The sequence below is a fragment of the Streptomyces sp. UW30 genome, assembly GCF_008042075.1.
Classification (GTDB): domain Bacteria; phylum Actinomycetota; class Actinomycetes; order Streptomycetales; family Streptomycetaceae; genus Streptomyces.
Window position 1 is genome coordinate 1,952,236 of record NZ_RDBN01000037.1, and the last position, 14,745, is coordinate 1,966,980.

The window sequence follows — 14,745 nt, forward strand, 5'->3', positions numbered from 1 at the left end:
CTCGGTCGCCGGCCACCGGCCCGCTCGGCCCCGGCCGGTCAGGTCACCGTGCCTCTGGCCGTTCCGCCTCCGCCCTCGCCTGAGCCTCGTGGTCCTGTCGGGTGCCGAGGGTGAACTCGTGGGTGTAGGTGGGCTCGTCGATCGTGGCGCGCAGGCGGGTGGCGATGCGTTCCACGTCGCCCTGCTCCGCCGGGGGGTGCGGGGCGCCGGTCCGTTCTCTCGTCGCTGCCGCAGTGCCGAGCAGGCGGATCGCCCGCTTCGGGGACCCGGCCAGCGAGTACGCGCCCGCCAGGCCTTCGAGGGCCAGGGCGACCGAGCGGGGGTCCTTGGTCGTCGCGGCGGCCGTGAGGCCGTCCCGGTGGTGTGCGAGCGCGCGGGCGGCGTCGCCGCGCTGTTCGGCGATGAAGCCCAGTTCGGCCAGGACCAGCGCGAGGCCCGGGCCGTCGCCGCGCCGGCGGTTCCAGTCGAGCCAGGGCCGCAGCCACTCCTCGGCGGCGACGAGCCGGCCCTGGCGTCGGGCGCTCAGCGCGAGACCCAGCGCGGCGAACTGTTCGGCGGGCTGGTTGCCCTGTTCGGCCGCGAGCCGCAAGGCGCGCGTGTGCAGGTCGTCGGCCTCGTCGTAGCGCTGGGTGAGCAGGGCGATCCTGCCGAGGCCTGACAGCTTCGTCGACATCTCGGGCCATGTCTCCAGGGCCTGGGTGATCCGCAGGCTCTCCCGGTGCAACCGGGCCGCCCGGTCGTAGTCGCCGTTGATCTCGGCGAGCCTGCCGAGCAGGTCCGCCGTCTTCAACCGGCCCCACAGGTCGCCCAGTTCCGCGAAGTGGGCGCGGGCGTCCTCGGCGTTGTCGCGCAGCCCCTCCAGGTCGCCGCGCGCCAGGGCGAAGCACGCGCGCGTGGTCAGCGCGGCAGCCATGCCCCACGCGTCGCGCAGGGTGCAAAAGCGGACCAGGACGTGCTCGACCCGCTGCTCGCCCTCGGCCAGCGCCCCCACCGTCCACTGCGCGTGCGCCAGGAACCACTGGGCCCTGGTCGACTCCAGGGTGGACTCGGGCGGGTACTCCTCCAGCGTGTCGCAGTCCCGCTCGTGCTCGCCGAGCAGCAGGCGGACGCCGGTGTACCAGAAGACCGCCTCCATGCGCTCCTCGGGCGCGGCGTCGCCCGGCGTGTCCAGGGCCGTTGCCAGCGCTCTGCGAGCCTCGCCGAGCCGGCCCCGGACGTACCAGTACCAGGTCAGCGAGTTGACCAGGCGCAGCGCCTCCTGAGCGGCTCCCGCCCGGGCCGCCTCGGCCAGAGCGCGCTGCACATTGGCCGCCTCCGGGTCGAGGTACTGGAACCACCGGGCCTGCTCCCGCTCGTGCAGATGCGGCCGGGCGCGCTCGGCGAGGCGGACGCAGTGGCGCAGATGCCGGGCGGCGGTCCCGGCGTACTCGCCGGACTCGGCGAGCTTGTCACGCGCGTAGACCGCGACGGACTCCAACAACCGGTAGCGCGGACCGCGGGGTCCCTCGGCGCGTACGGCCAGAGAGCGCTCCACGAGCAGGCTCAGTGCGTCGAGGACGTCGGCGGGGGACACGCCGCCGCCCGAGCACACGTCCTCGGCGGCCTCAAGGCCGCATCCCTCGCTGAACACCGACAGCCTGCGCAGCACGGTCTGCTCGCGGGCGTCGAGCAGGCCCCAGCTCCAGTCGAGCGTGGCCTGCAGCGTCCGGTGCCGTGAAGGGGCGTCCCGGTAGCCGCTGTTGAGGACCCTGAAGCGGTCGTCGAGACGGTCGTGCAGCTCCCGGATGCCCAGCGAGCGCACGCGGGTGGCGGCCAGTTCCAGTGCGAGCGGGATGCCGTCCAGGCGCCGGCACACGTCCGCGACGAGGGGCGCGGTGGTGGCATCCAGCACGAACTCGGGGTCCGTGGCGGTGGTCCGGTCCACGAAGAGGCGTACGGCGCCCGCACTCGCCAGCGCGTCGAGGTCCGGCCCGTCCAGCGGGGGCAGCGACAGCGGTGCCACCGGATACACCGTCTCGTCCCGGGTGCGCAGCGGTTCCTGGCTGGTCGTCAGGATGCGCAGGTGCGGTGCCCGGCTCAGCAGCGGCCCGGCCAGCTGGGCGACGGCATCCACGACGTGTTCGCAGTTGTCCAGCACGAGCAGCAGCCGCCGGCCGGCCAGCGCTTTCGCGAGGCGGTCCGTCGGGCCCTTGCAGTCGTCGTCCGAGGCGTTCTCCCGGATGCCCAGCGTCGCCATGACCTGCTCGGCCAGCGACTCCACGTCGGCGAACCGCTCCAGGCCCCCGGCGTCTGCGAGCTCCACCAGCCAGGTGCCCTCGGCGAACGCGCCCGCCAGGTTCTGCGCCGCGGCCTGGGCGAGGCGGGTCTTGCCGACCCCTCCCGGGCCGGTGAGCGTCACCAGACGGCGCCGGGAGAGCAGCGTCCGGATCGCCCGGAGGTCCTGGTCGCGGCCCACCAAGGGCGAGGCCGAACCGGTCGGTCCCGGCCCCACCGGCACGGCCGCGGCCGGTTGTGCGGCCGGCTCCGGCTGGGCCAGGACCGGGTCGTGCCGCAGGATGGCCTGTTGCAGTGCCTCCAGGGGCGGGCCGGGCGTGAGCCCCAGCTCCTCGTCGAGCCGGCGCCGCAGGTCGTTGAAGTGGTCGAGCGCGTCGGAGGAGCGACCCGCCCGGTACAGCGCCCACATCAGCGCGCGCCGCAGCCCCTCGCGTAACGGGTGCCGCGCCACCAGCTCGGTCAGCTCCCCGACGAGCAGGCTGTGCTCGCCCAACTCCAGCCGCACCCCGGCGTGTTCCTCGACCGCGGTGAGGCGCTCCTCCTCCAGGCTCGCCGCCGTCGGCCGTACACACGGCTGATCGGCGAACTCGGCGAAGGCGGGGCCGCGCCACAGCGCCAGCGCCTCGGTGTACAGCGCGGAGCGCGCCATGGGATCCTCGACGGCCCTGGCCCGGGAGAGAAGTTCGCGAAACCGCCCGGCGTCCAGCGCGTCGGCGGGGATGACCAGGACGTATCCGGGCGGCTGGTGCGCGAGCAGTTCGCGGCCGCCCGCCTCCGCGTCCTCCAGGGCACGCCGCAGCTGGGACACCTTGGCCTGGAGCGACGCCGTGGGCCGTGCCGTGAACGTCGAGCCGCCCCACAGGTCCTCGATGAGCCGGCCCGCCGGGACGACCTGCCCCTGGTGGGCGAGCAGGTCCGCGAGGAGCAGGCGGACCTTGACTTCGGGTACCCGCACGACACGTCTGCCGGCCGTGCGCACCTCCAGCGGCCCGAGCACCCCGAATTCCATGATCTCAGCGTAACCGGCCGTCGCACGGAGCGACTTGCGAGGAGAAGGGCTCGGTCAGCGGCCCGAAGTGCGCCTTCCCAGCGTTGGCGAATTCGTCCGAAGTGAATCCGAATTCGTCCGAAGTGAATCCGAAGGGGCACATGCCAGCCTTCCTGGAGGAATGCGGATCGGCGGCGGAATGGCGCGCCCCGCGTGCCGGACCGTTCAGCACACCACTTCGTACTGGAGGAACTGATTCATGGGTGACAACCACACTTCGGTGTCGGTGCTCGGCCTCGGCCTGATGGGGCAGGCCCTGGCCGCCGCCTTCCTGAAGGCGGGTCACGCCACCACCGTGTGGAACCGTTCGGCGGACAAGGCCGACGGCCTCGTCGCGGACGGCGCGGTGCTCGCCGCGAACCCCGCCGACGCAGTCGCCGCGAGCGACCTCGTGGTCGTGTGCGTGTCGACGTACGACGTGGTGCACGACGTCATCGGCTCGCTGGGCGACGCCCTGCACGGCAAGACCCTGGTCAACCTGACCACGGGCTCCTCCGAGCAGGCCCGGCAGAGCGCCGAGTGGGCGCGGAAGAACGCCGTCGACTACCTCGACGGCGCCATCATGATCACCCCGCCCGGCATCGGCGCCGAGACCTCCGTCCTCTTCTACGCCGGTGACCGGGCCGTCTTCGACGCCCACGAGCCGGTCCTGATACTCCTCGGCGGCGGCACCACCTACCTCGGCACCGATCACGGCAAGCCCGCCCTGTTCGACGTGTCGCTGCTCGGCCTGATGTGGGGCGCCCTCAACAGCTTCCTGCACGGCGTCGCCATCGTGGAGACCGGCGGCGTGAAGGCGCAGGAGTTCCTGCCGTGGGCGCACATGTGGCTCGACGCCATCAAGATGTTCACGGCCGACTACGCCGCGCAGATCGACGCCGGCGACGAGAAGTTCCCGGCCAACGACGCCACCCTGGAGACGCACCTGGGCGCGCTCAAGCACCTCGTCGAGGAGAGCGAGGCGCTCGGTGTCGACAGCGAACTGCCCAAGTACTCCGAGGCGTTGATGGAGGGCATCGTCGCCCAGGGCCACGGCGGGAACAGCTACGCCAGCGTCGTCAAGGCGTACCGCAGGCCGAGCCAGTGACCGGTTCCGGTATTCGCTTCGCCCTCTGACGAAGGGGCCGGTTCTGGTTCCCCCGTCGGAACCGGCCGCCCTCAGCATTGCCTTCGCCATCGTTCATTGCAACGCGTCGTTGCATTCGATGGCAGCGTCATTGCATCAAATTGGCGCCAACTACCTGGGACTTCGACCCCTGTCTGATTGACGTGATTCTGAATGCAACGTAGCTTTCGGGATGTTGAAAACACGTCGTATCGCGAGATGAGGATTGGTCATGAGCGAGTCCCTCCACACCGTCGCGACGCTACCGACGGAGCGTCCGCCCGGCTGCCCCTTCGACCCGCCCGCAGAGCTGCTCGACGCCCGCCGGCACGGCCCCATCAGCCGCTACACGCACATCGGCGGAAGACCCGGCTGGCTGATCACCGGATACGACCTGGTCAGGTCCGTCCTGGCCGACCCGCGGTTCAGCTCACGCAAAGAGCTCCTGAACGTGGGCGACTTCGAGGTTCCTCCGGCGCCGCCCGGCGAGTTCCTCCTCATGGACGAGCCGCAGCACGGGCGCTATCGCAAGCCGCTGGTGGGCAAGTTCACCGTACGGAGGATGCGACTTCTCACGGAGCGGATCGAGCAGATCACCGCCGACTGCCTGGACGCCATGGAGGAGGCCGGGCCGCCGACGGACCTGGTGACCGCGTTCGCCAAGCCCATCCCCACCATCGTCATCTGCGAGCTGCTGGGGGTGCCGTACCAGGACCGGGGCTCCTTCCAGGAGCAGATCGACACGTTCATGGGAGGGGAGACGAGCGACGAGGAGCTGATAGCGGCCTACACGGCGACCCAGGAGTACCTCGCGGAGCTGGTGACCGCCAAGCGTGCGAACCCCACCGACGACGTGCTCAGCGAACTCACCGACAGCGATCTGAGCGACGAGGAGCTGAAGGGGATCAGCCTGATTCTGCTGGCCGCCGGATTCGACACCACCGCGAACATGCTGTCCCTCGGCACCTTCGCGCTGCTGCAGAACCCGGCGCAACTGGCCGCGCTGCGTGCCGATCCCGCGCTCACCGACGCGGCCGTGGAGGAGCTGCTGCGGTATCTGAGTGTCGCCAAGACGTTCATGAGGACGGCCCTTGAGGACGTCGAGCTGGACGGCCGGACCATCGAGGCCGGCACGACGGTCGTCCTGTCGTACAACACCGCCAACCGCGACCCCGAGCGCTTCGCCGACCCCCATGCGCTCGACCTGCGCAGGCAGGACGTGAGCGGGCACCTGGCGTTCAGCCACGGCATCCACCAGTGCCTGGGCCAGCAGCTGGCCCGTGTCGAGATGCGGGTCGCGTTCCGCGCGCTGATCGACCGGTTCCCCACGCTGCGCCTGGCCGTACCGGCTGAGGAGGTCGGCCTGCGCCCGGAGACCGCGGACATCTACGGGGTGAAGAGCCTCCCGGTCACCTGGGACAAGGCGCAGTCATGAGGCCGCCTGTCCACCTGCGCGTCGACCGTGAGCTCTGCATCGGCGCCGGCATGTGCGCCCTGACCGCCCCCGAGGTCTTCGACCAGGATCCCGACGACGGCCGCGTGCTCCTGCTGCACCCCGAGCCGCCCACCGCCCATCGCACGGCCGCGCGGATGGCCGTCGGCGTCTGCCCCTCCGGGGCGATCACTCTCCGCGGGGCGGAATCCGGCGGCTCCTGACGCCGGTTGCGGCACGCGTCGAGCGAGCAGGGCTCGGACGGGATCCGCGGCCACGTACTAGCATCGGCACCGAGAACGAGCGGCTGATCAGCGGTCGGTATGCCGGAGGAGTTCTTCAACTGCCCTTACCGCAGCGGCCGTTCGTCCGTTACCGCATCCCGGGATCGGCAGCGGCCCGGAGCCGGCCGACGTCATGTGCCGACCCGCGTTCATCGACACCAGGAACCCGGCGGGCCGCCGATGTCCGCCATCAACGAGGAGGCCGTCCCTTGGAACCCGTCACGCTGATCACTGGCGGTTCGACCGGAATCGGTGCCGCCACCGCCCGCGCTCTGCTCAAGCAGGGCCACCGTGTGGCCGTCACCGGCCGCGACGCCGATCGGCTGGCCGCCTTCGCCGCTTCCGCAGGCGCGGGGGACCGGCTGATCACGCTCGCCGGTGACGCGAGCGACGAGGACCACCTCGCCTCCGCCGTGCGCCAGATCGTGGGCTCCTGGGGCCGGTTGGACACCGTCATCGCCAACGCCGGGTTCTCCCTGCCCGGCACCCTGGAGGACCACGACCCCGAGGCGATGCGCGCCATGGTCCTCACGAACGTCCTCGGCCCGGCTCTGCTGGTACGGGAGACGCTGCCCCACCTCAGGGAGTCCAAGGGCCGGATCGTGATCGTCGGCTCGGTCGCCGGCGTCCGGAACACGCCCGGCAACCTGTACTCGGTCACCAAGTGGGCCGTGCACGCCCTGGCCGAGAACACCCGGCTCCTGGTCTCCAAGGACGGAGTCGGCGTCACCCTCGTCGCACCCGGCGTCGTGGACACCCCGTTCTGGGACCAGCGCGGCGGGACCCCTCAGGCGGCACCGGTGATGACGGCCGAGCAGATCGCAGACGTGATCGTCTTCGCCATCAACCAGCCCGAGGGCGTGGACATCAACCACCTCACCATGCGCCCGGCCGGCCAGGTCGGCTGACGCGTTCGCCACCGACACCGCCCGCGTGTCGATCGCCCGGCAGGCCGCAACGGCCCGCCGGGCAAACCGCCACCGATTCAACGTCACAGCACGAAGTCACAGCGCACGAAGTCACAGCGCACGAAGTCACAGCGCACGAAGTCACTGCACACGAAGTCACAGCACGAACGTCGTGCCGTTCCTGCCCAGCAGATAACCCATCTGTAAGCGGTTGCGCGCGCCCAGTTCCTGCTTCATGGACGCGATATGCGTCTGCAGCGACCGCTCGCTGATACCGAGTCGCCGGGCTATCTGCTTGTCCGGATAGCCCTCGACCAGCAGGCGCTTGATGGACGTGCGGATTGCGGGAATGACCTCGTCCGCCGCTTTCGCCGCGTGGTGCGGCACGAAGGGGAAGGGCTGGGCCCGGTCCCACGACCGGTTGAAGGTGTCGCGCAGGAACCGCACGACGGCCGGCTCCCGCACCGCCGCCGCGGACGTGCGGTCCTCGTTCGTGGCGATGAATGCCACGTCGTCCACGATGACGAGTCGGTCGAAGAACTCATCGAGTGTACGAACCGACGCCCCGAGCCTTGTCACCTCTCGCACGTATTCCTTGGTCGCCTCATCGAAACGCGTGCTGTGCTGATAAAGTGTCCGCATTGCGACACCCGCAGAGATATGACGCCGTACGCTTTCCAGCGCGTCTTTGAGGACTCCACTCGGGCGGGAACCGTCCGGCTGTGCGGTGAGAATTTCCCGCGTAGCGCCCGAAAGGGCTTCGCCGATTGCCTCAGCGATATCGGACAGGCCGTGGATGTAGCGGATGTCCGATCGCCGGCCGCTGCCTTCCGGCAACGCGTTGTTCAACCGGCCGACGTGTTCATGTGTGAGTCGGCTCAGATCTGCGAGATGTTCGACCATTCCGCGGAAGAACTTTTCCGGCTCCGTCGAGCTGCCTGACGGTGCGGCGAGATGGTGGCCGTTTTGGGTCCTTTCTTCACCTTCTGAGTCGTTTGCGACCTTCACTCGTCCCCCTGGTTATGCCCGTTTTGCACGGTTATGGACCATGCGGTTTCCGGTACTGCGGAAACCCGAACCATCTTAGTGCTTTTCCTGCCGGGTCGGGCCGCGAAATATTGGAGGCACCGAAAGGTCTCTGGGGGGAGAGATCCGGTCCAACCTCCCTGCCAGTTGAGCAAACTGAAAGAGGAGCTTGGATTTCATGCTGAAGGATCTGCGAGTGTCCACTCGCGCCGCCCGTCCCGTGTTCCGCGGCAACGTCGCCGGCGCGGCCTTCGCGTTAACCCTCGGTCTCGGCCTGTGGTCGGTGGCCTCGGTCGGAGTTCCGACGGCCGAGGGCACCGGCGCGACCTCCGTGTACGCCGGAGACGTCGGCTGGAACGGGGCAAAGCCCGGCGTTGCCGCCTGACCCCGAATCGCGTCACGGATGAACCGGCGTCACGTATGGGCGGCACCTGTGTAGCTGCTCGGAAACAGGACCGGTGGGTCGGGCGGAATATCGGCCGGTCAACCTCCCCGGATTACCGAGGATTTGCGCGACATTTCGCGGCCCGATCTCATTCACCGAGCTAGATTTCGAGGAACTTCTGTGTCTTATCGTGTCCTGGTGGTGCAGCCGGCGTTCTCCGCGAACGCCTATGTCGTGCATGCCCGTTCCCTCGGTTGGGACGTCGTGGTGGCCTCCTATGAGAACGAGGGCCGCAAAGTCGCCGACGCCGTGCGATCTCTGGCGACGGAGATACTCACGGTGGACACCAATGACAACGCTGCCCTGGAGGCAGCCGTCGAGCGTGCCCACCAGCGCAACCCGATCCATGCCGTTGTCGCCGGCGGCGAGTACTACGTGCCGGCCGCCGCGCGGTTGTCCGCCCGGCTCGGACTGACCGGTCTGGACCTCGCAGCCGTCGACAAGGTCCGGCACAAGGCGCGGATGCGCGAGGCGGTGGCCGCGGCCGGCCTGGAGGTCCCGAAGTTCACCGTGGTCCGCGAGCTGACCGAGATCGACGAGGCCTGCGCGTACGTGGGCTTCCCCGCCGTCATCAAGCCGGTCGATTCCGGCGGCAGCGTCCACGTCTCGCGCGTCGACAGCGTGGAAGAGGCTCGCGCGGCGATGGCCGCGATGCACGCCGAGGAAGGGCTCGAGTTCGACCGGGCGCTCACCACCGACGCGATCCTCGAACAGTACGTGCCCGGTACGGAATACAGCGCCGACGGCTATGTGCGCGACGGCGAAGTCGTCGTCGTGGCCGTCACGCGGAAGCTGCTCGGCCCCGAGCCGCGCTTCCTGGAGCTCGGACACCTCACGCCGGCTCCGCTCGACACCCCCACCCGCGACGAGATCGCCTCGTACGCGACGGGCGTCGTCGAGGCCGTGGGGATCACGACAGGGCCGTTCCACTGCGAGCTGCGTCTCAACGACGGCCGCCCGGTCCTCATGGAGGTGGCCGCACGCCTGCCCGGTGACAAGATCACCGAGCTCATGGAGATGGCCACCGGCCTGGCGCTGCCGGGACGGGTCCTCGCCGACCTCACCGGCGCCGATCCGGTGAGCGCGCAGGCGCACCGGGAGCCGGTCGCGAAGGCGGCCGGAATTCGCTTTCTCACAGCGGGCGGAACGGGTTCGTACTCGCGGCTCGACGGCTGGGAGGAACTGACCACCGAGCCGTGGGTCGTGGCCAGTCCCGTCCTCATCGAACCGGGCGCCGGCATCAAGACGGATGAAGCGGACTACAGCTGCCGGATCGCCGCCGTCGTGTTCACCGCGGATTCCCCCGAAGAGGCCCACGAACGCTGGTCCGAGATCGGTGACCGTGTGCGCGTTCTCGGCGCCTGAAATGGAAGGGAAAACCAACATGGACGATCTGCGCTTTCACTGGTGCTCGCCCCCCGACACGGGGCAGGCGACGCCGACCGATACGTACAAGATCGGCAAGCTCGACATGGGCGAGGTCATCGACTTCGTCCAGGAGGCCGAAGAACTCGGCGTCGACAGCCTGCTGTTCGGCATCTCCAACTACCTGCCCGACCCGCTCCCCGTGCTCGGAGCTCTCTCGCAGGTGACGGACCGCGTCAAGTTCATGCTCGCCTACCGGCCCGGCCTGATGTCGCCGACCCTCTTCGCGCAGGTCGTCAACACCCTGTCCTGGATGTCGGACGGGCGTATCTCCCTCAACATCGTCTCCGGCATCTCACCGGCGGAGCAGGCCGGTTACGGCGACTTCCTCAGCCATGACGAGCGGTACGCGCGCTGCAACGAGTTCCTGGAGATCATCCGGGGCCTTTGGGAGGGCGAGTCGCCGCTGAGCTTCGACGGTCACCACTACTCCATCAAGGACGCGGCGCTGGGCCTCGGCCACAAGGGCGGCGGACGGCCCGAGATCTACATCAGCGGGGCGTCCGGCGTCGCCCAGCAGACCGCGCTGGCCTCCGGCGACTGCTGGCTGCGTTACGGAGACACTCCCGAGGGCATCGCGGAGGCGACCCGGCCGGTCATCGACGGCGGACGCCGGGTGGGCACCCGAATGCACGTGCTGGCCCGGCCCACGCGCGAGGAGGCGGTGGCAGAACTCGCTCGCCTCATGCGCAATCCGGACGAGGACCACGCGGCATGGATCCGCCAGTGGGTCGACACGACCGACTCCGAGGCGGTGAAGTCCTCCTACAAGCTGGCGGACGAAGCGACCGACGAGTGGCTGTCGCCCTTCATCTGGACCGGCGCCGTGGCCTACCGCGGCGGTCCGGCGCTGTGCATCGTCGGCAGCTACGAAGAAGTGGCCACCTACATTCACAGCTACAAGGCCGCGGGCATCAGCGAGTTCATCTTCTCGGGCTGGCCGACCCGGGACGAGATGCGCACCTTCTTCACCCATGTGCTCCCCCTCATCCGGCGCCTCGAAGAGCAGTCGTCATGAGCGAGCACGGTGACCGGGAGCTTCTGCTCGTCGGCGTCGGCATGATGGGCCGGCCGTACGTCGCGGCCGCCCGGCGACTGGGCCTGCGGGTACGCGCCATCGAGGCGCAGGACTGGGCCGGCGCGATCGAGGACCTGGTCGACGCCGTCGAGCCGAGCCAGGGCAAGTACGGCTCGCTGGACGAGCTGTGGGCCGAGACCGTCCACGCCGCCGCGCAGGCCAACCGGCCGGACGGAATCCTCGCGTTCACCGAATCGCACGTCCTGGGAGCGGCCATGGCCCAGGATCGCCTCGGACTGCCCGGACCGTCGCTCCAGGCCGCCGTCGTCTCGCGGAACAAGGCACTGCAACGCGGACGCTTTCGCGCCCACGGGATCGGCCAGCCCGAGTACCTCCTCACGGACGACCTGCAGGGTTCGGCCCAGTGGGCCGGCGCCCGCCTCCCCGTGGTGGTGAAACCGCTGTCCTCGGCCGGCAGCGAAGGCGTCGAACTTCTCGCCGACGCAGCCGCCTTCGACCGTGCCGCGGCGCGACGGGCCGCGCAGCGGCCGCTCCTGGTGGAGAGCGCGCTCGACGGACCCGAGTACAGCTGGGAGGCCCTGGTTCGGGACGGAGAGATCTGGTTCTCGAACCTGACCGCCAAGACCACGACGGGCCCGCCCCACTTCATCGAGCTCGCGCATCGGGTCGCCGCGCCCCTGCCGCCGGCGGACGCCGAACAGGTCGCCGAACTAGGTCGATCCGTCCTCGCGGCCATCGGGATGCGCACGGGAATCGTCCATCTGGAGTTCCGGATGACGAGTGCGGGGCCCGCGGTGATGGAGGTGGCGGTCCGCACACCCGGCGACTACATCATGGAGCTCTGCTCCCTGGCGTACGGCATCGACTGGCACGAGATGGTGGTGCGACTCGCCGTCGGTGCCGAACTGCCACCGCCGCCGCAGGGTCCGGTACGGCACGCCGCCAGCCTGTTCGTGGTCTCCGACCCCGGCGAGGTCATCGCCCTCGACGGGCTGGACGCGGTCCGCGATCACCCGGCCGTCGTGGACGCCGCGTTCAGGGTGGCGGTCGGTGACACCGTCGCACCGGCCTCCTCCTCCCTGCAGCGGACCGCCTACGCGGTGCTCGCCGCGGATTCGCCCGAGGAACTGGAAGAAGCAATCGAGTTCACGCGGCGAACCCTGTCGATCAAGACGGTTCCCGTGGCGACTGAGGAGTGACCCGTGCACATTGTTGTCGTCAATCGCTGGCCCAGGTTCCCCGACGGACAGCGCTGGGACTTTTCGCTCGGCCGCTTCGAGGAGCTCATCGACCATGAGCGGCATCGCGTCAGCTACGTGGTCGACCCGACCGGCGCGACCGGCGTACTCGCGGATCCCGCACGGATCGCGGCACTCGTCGAGATCGACGATGTCAACGACTTCGAGGCGCTGTGCGCAGCGGTCCGCAAGGTCACGGACCAGGTGGGCCCGGTCGACCGGCTCATCGCGGTGTCCGAGTTCACGCTCGGCATAGCGGCCGAGGTCCGCGAGGCACTGGGCATTCCCGGACCGCGCACCGAGGACGTGGCGGTCTACCGCAACAAACTGCGGATGAAGGAGCTGGTCGCCGAGGCCGGTATTCGTGTGCCTCGATTCGCTTCCTGCGACACCGCCGAATCCGCGGTGACGTTCGCCAGGACGACCGGGTTCCCGCTGATCCTCAAGCCGGTGTCCGGCGCGGCCAGCATGGGAGTTCACCGCGTCGACGACGAAGAAACGCTCACGACGCTGCTGGAACAGATCGACACCGGCGACTACGAACTCGAGGAGTTCATCGACGGGACGATCCACCACGTGGACGGATTCGCGGGCGAGGACGCGCAGATCCCGTTCATGGCGGTCTCCCGCTACATCAACGACTGTCTGGCCTTCGAGGCCGGCGGGCAACCGCTCGGTTCGGTGGTCGTGCAGGCGTCGCCGTTGCGCAGCCGCATAGAGGAATTCGCGCGGCGGTGCATCGCGGCTCTCGGCATGACCTCCATGCCCTTCCATCTCGAACTCTTCGTCACCCCGGACGAAGACCTGGTCTTCCTGGAGATCGCAGGCCGTATCGGCGGAGCCGAAGTGCCGTATCTCACCGAAAAACTCTTCGGGGTCAACCTCTTCCAGGTCTGGCTGGACGCACTCTGCGAGGAGAAGGTGACGCTCCCGCCGATGTCGGGCGACCCGTCGGGCGGCTGGCTGATCATCCCGAAACCGGACGGTCTTCCGGCGCGGGTCGTCACATCGACTCCCATGCGTGAGGAATTCGGCACGATCTGGCGCGAGTTGGTGCCCAGCCCCGGTGAAGTACTGCAGCCCGGCGGCAGCTACGACGCGGTGCACAGCGGGCGGTTCATCCTGACCGGCGACGAGGCGGCCGTCGAAGAGGACATTCGGAAGATCATCGCTGGATTCCACATCGAAGTCGTTCCGGTATCGGAGTGACGAGTCTCCCGCCGGGCTGCGGCCGGCGGAGCAAAAGGGAGCGACCAATCTGATGACCACGGGATCAGCGCTGCACCAAAGGCTTTTCGCCTGCGGTGTCCTTCTCGGAATCGTCGCAGAGCAGATGGTGTTGTTCGCCGTCCCTCTGCTCATCTTCCAGGACACCGAAGAGGTATCCGCTCTCGGATTCGCCTACGCCATCGAGTGGCTTCCGGCCCTGCTGGCGTATCCGTTCGCGGGACTCCTCGCCGACCGGGACGGCGGCTCACGGCTGTTCTCGATCGTCACCGCCGGCCGTGGCGTCGTCCTCACCGGCGCCCTCGTCGGCTGTCTGGCCGCCCCGTCCCTGCTGACGCCGATCCTGATGACGTCCGGGGCGCTGCTCTCGCTCCTGATGGCGCCGGTACGGATGTCCGTCGAGAAGGTCGTGCCGCAACTCGCCAAGGGCACCGAACTGGCGAAGATCCAGGGCCTGGTCCAGAGCATGGAGGTCTCGGCCATGGCCGTCGGCCCCGCCCTGGCCATGCTCGGTGTGGCCTTCCTCGACAAGGTCTGGCTCCTCGGGGGTGCCRGGGCGGTCTTCTTCGCCGCCGCGGTCTGCTGGCTGCCGCTGCCTCGCGGGCTGCGAACGCCCAGCAGCGGCGGAGCGCGCGAGACGCTGGCCGAACTGCGTCTGGGCTGGTCGCTCCTGGTCCGCACCAGGCCGCTCGTCCTGCTGGCCTCCCTCAACTTCTCGATCAACCTGGTCTTCGCCACGGTGCTCGCCGCGAACGCCGCACTCGTCACGGGCGTGTTCCACGCCCCCGAATCGTCGTTCGCCCTGCTCAACATCTGCATCGGCGTACTCGGAATCGTCAATCTCCTGGTGATTCCGTTCCTGCTCAGATACGTCGACGTCCGGATGCTCGGAGTCTTCGGCCTCGCGCTTCTGTGCGCCTGCCTCCTGCTCATCGGATTCGCCTCGTCCATGCTGCTGTACGCCCCGGCGTTCGTCGCGGCGATGGTCGGCGTGACGTACTTCAACGTCTTCAACCGGACGCAGCGGATCAAGGTCCTTCCGGAGGAACACCTCGGAAAGGTGATGGGGCCGTTCTATCTGCTCAACATGCTGGCCCTGCCCATCGCCGGCCTTCTCGTGGCCGGCTCCGGATCAAGCGTGAGCCCGCAACGGCTTGTCCTCGTACTGGCCGTGGCACTCACCGGATTCGGGGCGATCATGCTGCCGTTGACGGTGCGCGCATTCGGCCACGCAATAGCCGCACGGGAGGAATCTCTCGTGGGCGCGAATGCAGAATAGTAAAGACACGTCAAT

The 14,745-nt window shown here is 69.1% G+C and carries 12 protein-coding genes; 10 read left to right on the top strand and 2 right to left on the bottom strand.

The window, feature by feature from the left end; genetic code table 11:
• Positions 1 to 43 precede the first annotated feature (43 nt).
• The gene (locus EAO75_RS27705; protein ID WP_147997722.1) at positions 44 to 3,283 is read right to left on the bottom strand and encodes a BTAD domain-containing putative transcriptional regulator; all 3,240 of its coding nucleotides are present in this window, start codon (positions 3,281 to 3,283) and stop codon (positions 44 to 46) included.
• 238 nt (positions 3,284 to 3,521) lie between these two features.
• On the opposite strand from EAO75_RS27705, the gene EAO75_RS27710 reads away from it, so the two are divergent.
• The 4 genes from EAO75_RS27710 (at position 3,522) to EAO75_RS27725 (ending at position 7,051) form a co-directional block, all read left to right on the top strand.
• Positions 3,522 to 4,409 (top strand): NAD(P)-dependent oxidoreductase, encoded by an 888-nt coding sequence (locus tag EAO75_RS27710; protein ID WP_147997723.1) that lies wholly within the window; start codon positions 3,522 to 3,524, stop codon positions 4,407 to 4,409.
• A 250-nt stretch (positions 4,410 to 4,659) separates the two neighbouring features.
• Entirely contained in the window at positions 4,660 to 5,862 is a 1,203-nt protein-coding gene (locus tag EAO75_RS27715; protein ID WP_147997724.1) for a cytochrome P450, read from the top strand.
• Complete coding sequence (locus EAO75_RS27720; RefSeq protein ID WP_147997725.1) at positions 5,859 to 6,083, top strand: ferredoxin; 225 nt, start codon at positions 5,859 to 5,861, stop codon at positions 6,081 to 6,083. Before EAO75_RS27715 ends, EAO75_RS27720 begins: the two co-directional genes overlap by 4 nt.
• Before the next feature lie 269 nt (positions 6,084 to 6,352).
• On the top strand, positions 6,353 to 7,051 hold the full coding sequence (locus EAO75_RS27725; RefSeq protein ID WP_147997726.1) for an SDR family oxidoreductase: 699 nt from the start codon (positions 6,353 to 6,355) through the stop codon (positions 7,049 to 7,051).
• 156 nt (positions 7,052 to 7,207) lie between these two features.
• Here the strand turns inward: EAO75_RS27725 and EAO75_RS27730 are convergent, their stop codons facing one another.
• Entirely contained in the window at positions 7,208 to 8,059 is an 852-nt protein-coding gene (locus EAO75_RS27730) for a helix-turn-helix transcriptional regulator (protein WP_147997727.1), read from the bottom strand.
• Positions 8,060 to 8,255: 196 nt separating this feature from the next.
• Here EAO75_RS27730 and EAO75_RS27735 point away from each other — a divergent pair, with 196 nt between their 5' ends.
• The 6 genes from EAO75_RS27735 (at position 8,256) to EAO75_RS27760 (ending at position 14,730) form a co-directional block, all read left to right on the top strand.
• The gene (locus EAO75_RS27735) at positions 8,256 to 8,462 is read left to right on the top strand and encodes a hypothetical protein (protein ID WP_147997728.1); all 207 of its coding nucleotides are present in this window, start codon (positions 8,256 to 8,258) and stop codon (positions 8,460 to 8,462) included.
• 180 nt (positions 8,463 to 8,642) lie between these two features.
• The gene (locus EAO75_RS27740) at positions 8,643 to 9,887 is read left to right on the top strand and encodes an ATP-grasp domain-containing protein (protein WP_147997729.1); all 1,245 of its coding nucleotides are present in this window, start codon (positions 8,643 to 8,645) and stop codon (positions 9,885 to 9,887) included.
• A gap of 19 nt (positions 9,888 to 9,906) precedes the next feature.
• A complete protein-coding gene (locus EAO75_RS27745) occupies positions 9,907 to 10,965 on the top strand; it encodes an LLM class flavin-dependent oxidoreductase (protein ID WP_147997730.1) in 1,059 nt (352 codons plus the stop codon).
• Positions 10,962 to 12,185, top strand: a complete 1,224-nt coding sequence (locus tag EAO75_RS27750; RefSeq protein ID WP_147997731.1) for an ATP-grasp domain-containing protein — start codon at positions 10,962 to 10,964, stop codon at positions 12,183 to 12,185. The genes EAO75_RS27745 and EAO75_RS27750 overlap by 4 nt, the downstream gene beginning before the upstream one ends.
• 3 nt (positions 12,186 to 12,188) lie before the next feature.
• Entirely contained in the window at positions 12,189 to 13,433 is a 1,245-nt protein-coding gene (locus EAO75_RS27755; RefSeq protein ID WP_147997732.1) for an acetyl-CoA carboxylase biotin carboxylase subunit family protein, read from the top strand.
• Positions 13,434 to 13,485: 52 nt separating this feature from the next.
• Complete coding sequence (locus tag EAO75_RS27760) at positions 13,486 to 14,730, top strand: MFS transporter (protein ID WP_147997733.1); 1,245 nt, start codon at positions 13,486 to 13,488, stop codon at positions 14,728 to 14,730.
• Positions 14,731 to 14,745 lie beyond the last annotated feature (15 nt).

Bases quoted from the DNA above. Each gene is read 5' to 3' on its own strand.
- EAO75_RS27720 (WP_147997725.1), top strand. From the start codon at position 5,859: ATGAGGCCGCCTGTCCACCTGCGCGTCGACCGTGAGCTCTGCATCGGC.
- EAO75_RS27715 (WP_147997724.1), top strand. From the start codon at position 4,660: ATGAGCGAGTCCCTCCACACCGTCGCGACGCTACCGACGGAGCGTCCG.
- EAO75_RS27745 (WP_147997730.1), top strand. From the start codon at position 9,907: ATGGACGATCTGCGCTTTCACTGGTGCTCGCCCCCCGACACGGGGCAG.
- EAO75_RS27705 (WP_147997722.1), bottom strand. From the start codon at position 3,283: ATGGAATTCGGGGTGCTCGGGCCGCTGGAGGTGCGCACGGCCGGCAGA.
- EAO75_RS27750 (WP_147997731.1), top strand. From the start codon at position 10,962: ATGAGCGAGCACGGTGACCGGGAGCTTCTGCTCGTCGGCGTCGGCATG.
- EAO75_RS27735 (WP_147997728.1), top strand. From the start codon at position 8,256: ATGCTGAAGGATCTGCGAGTGTCCACTCGCGCCGCCCGTCCCGTGTTC.
- EAO75_RS27710 (WP_147997723.1), top strand. From the start codon at position 3,522: ATGGGTGACAACCACACTTCGGTGTCGGTGCTCGGCCTCGGCCTGATG.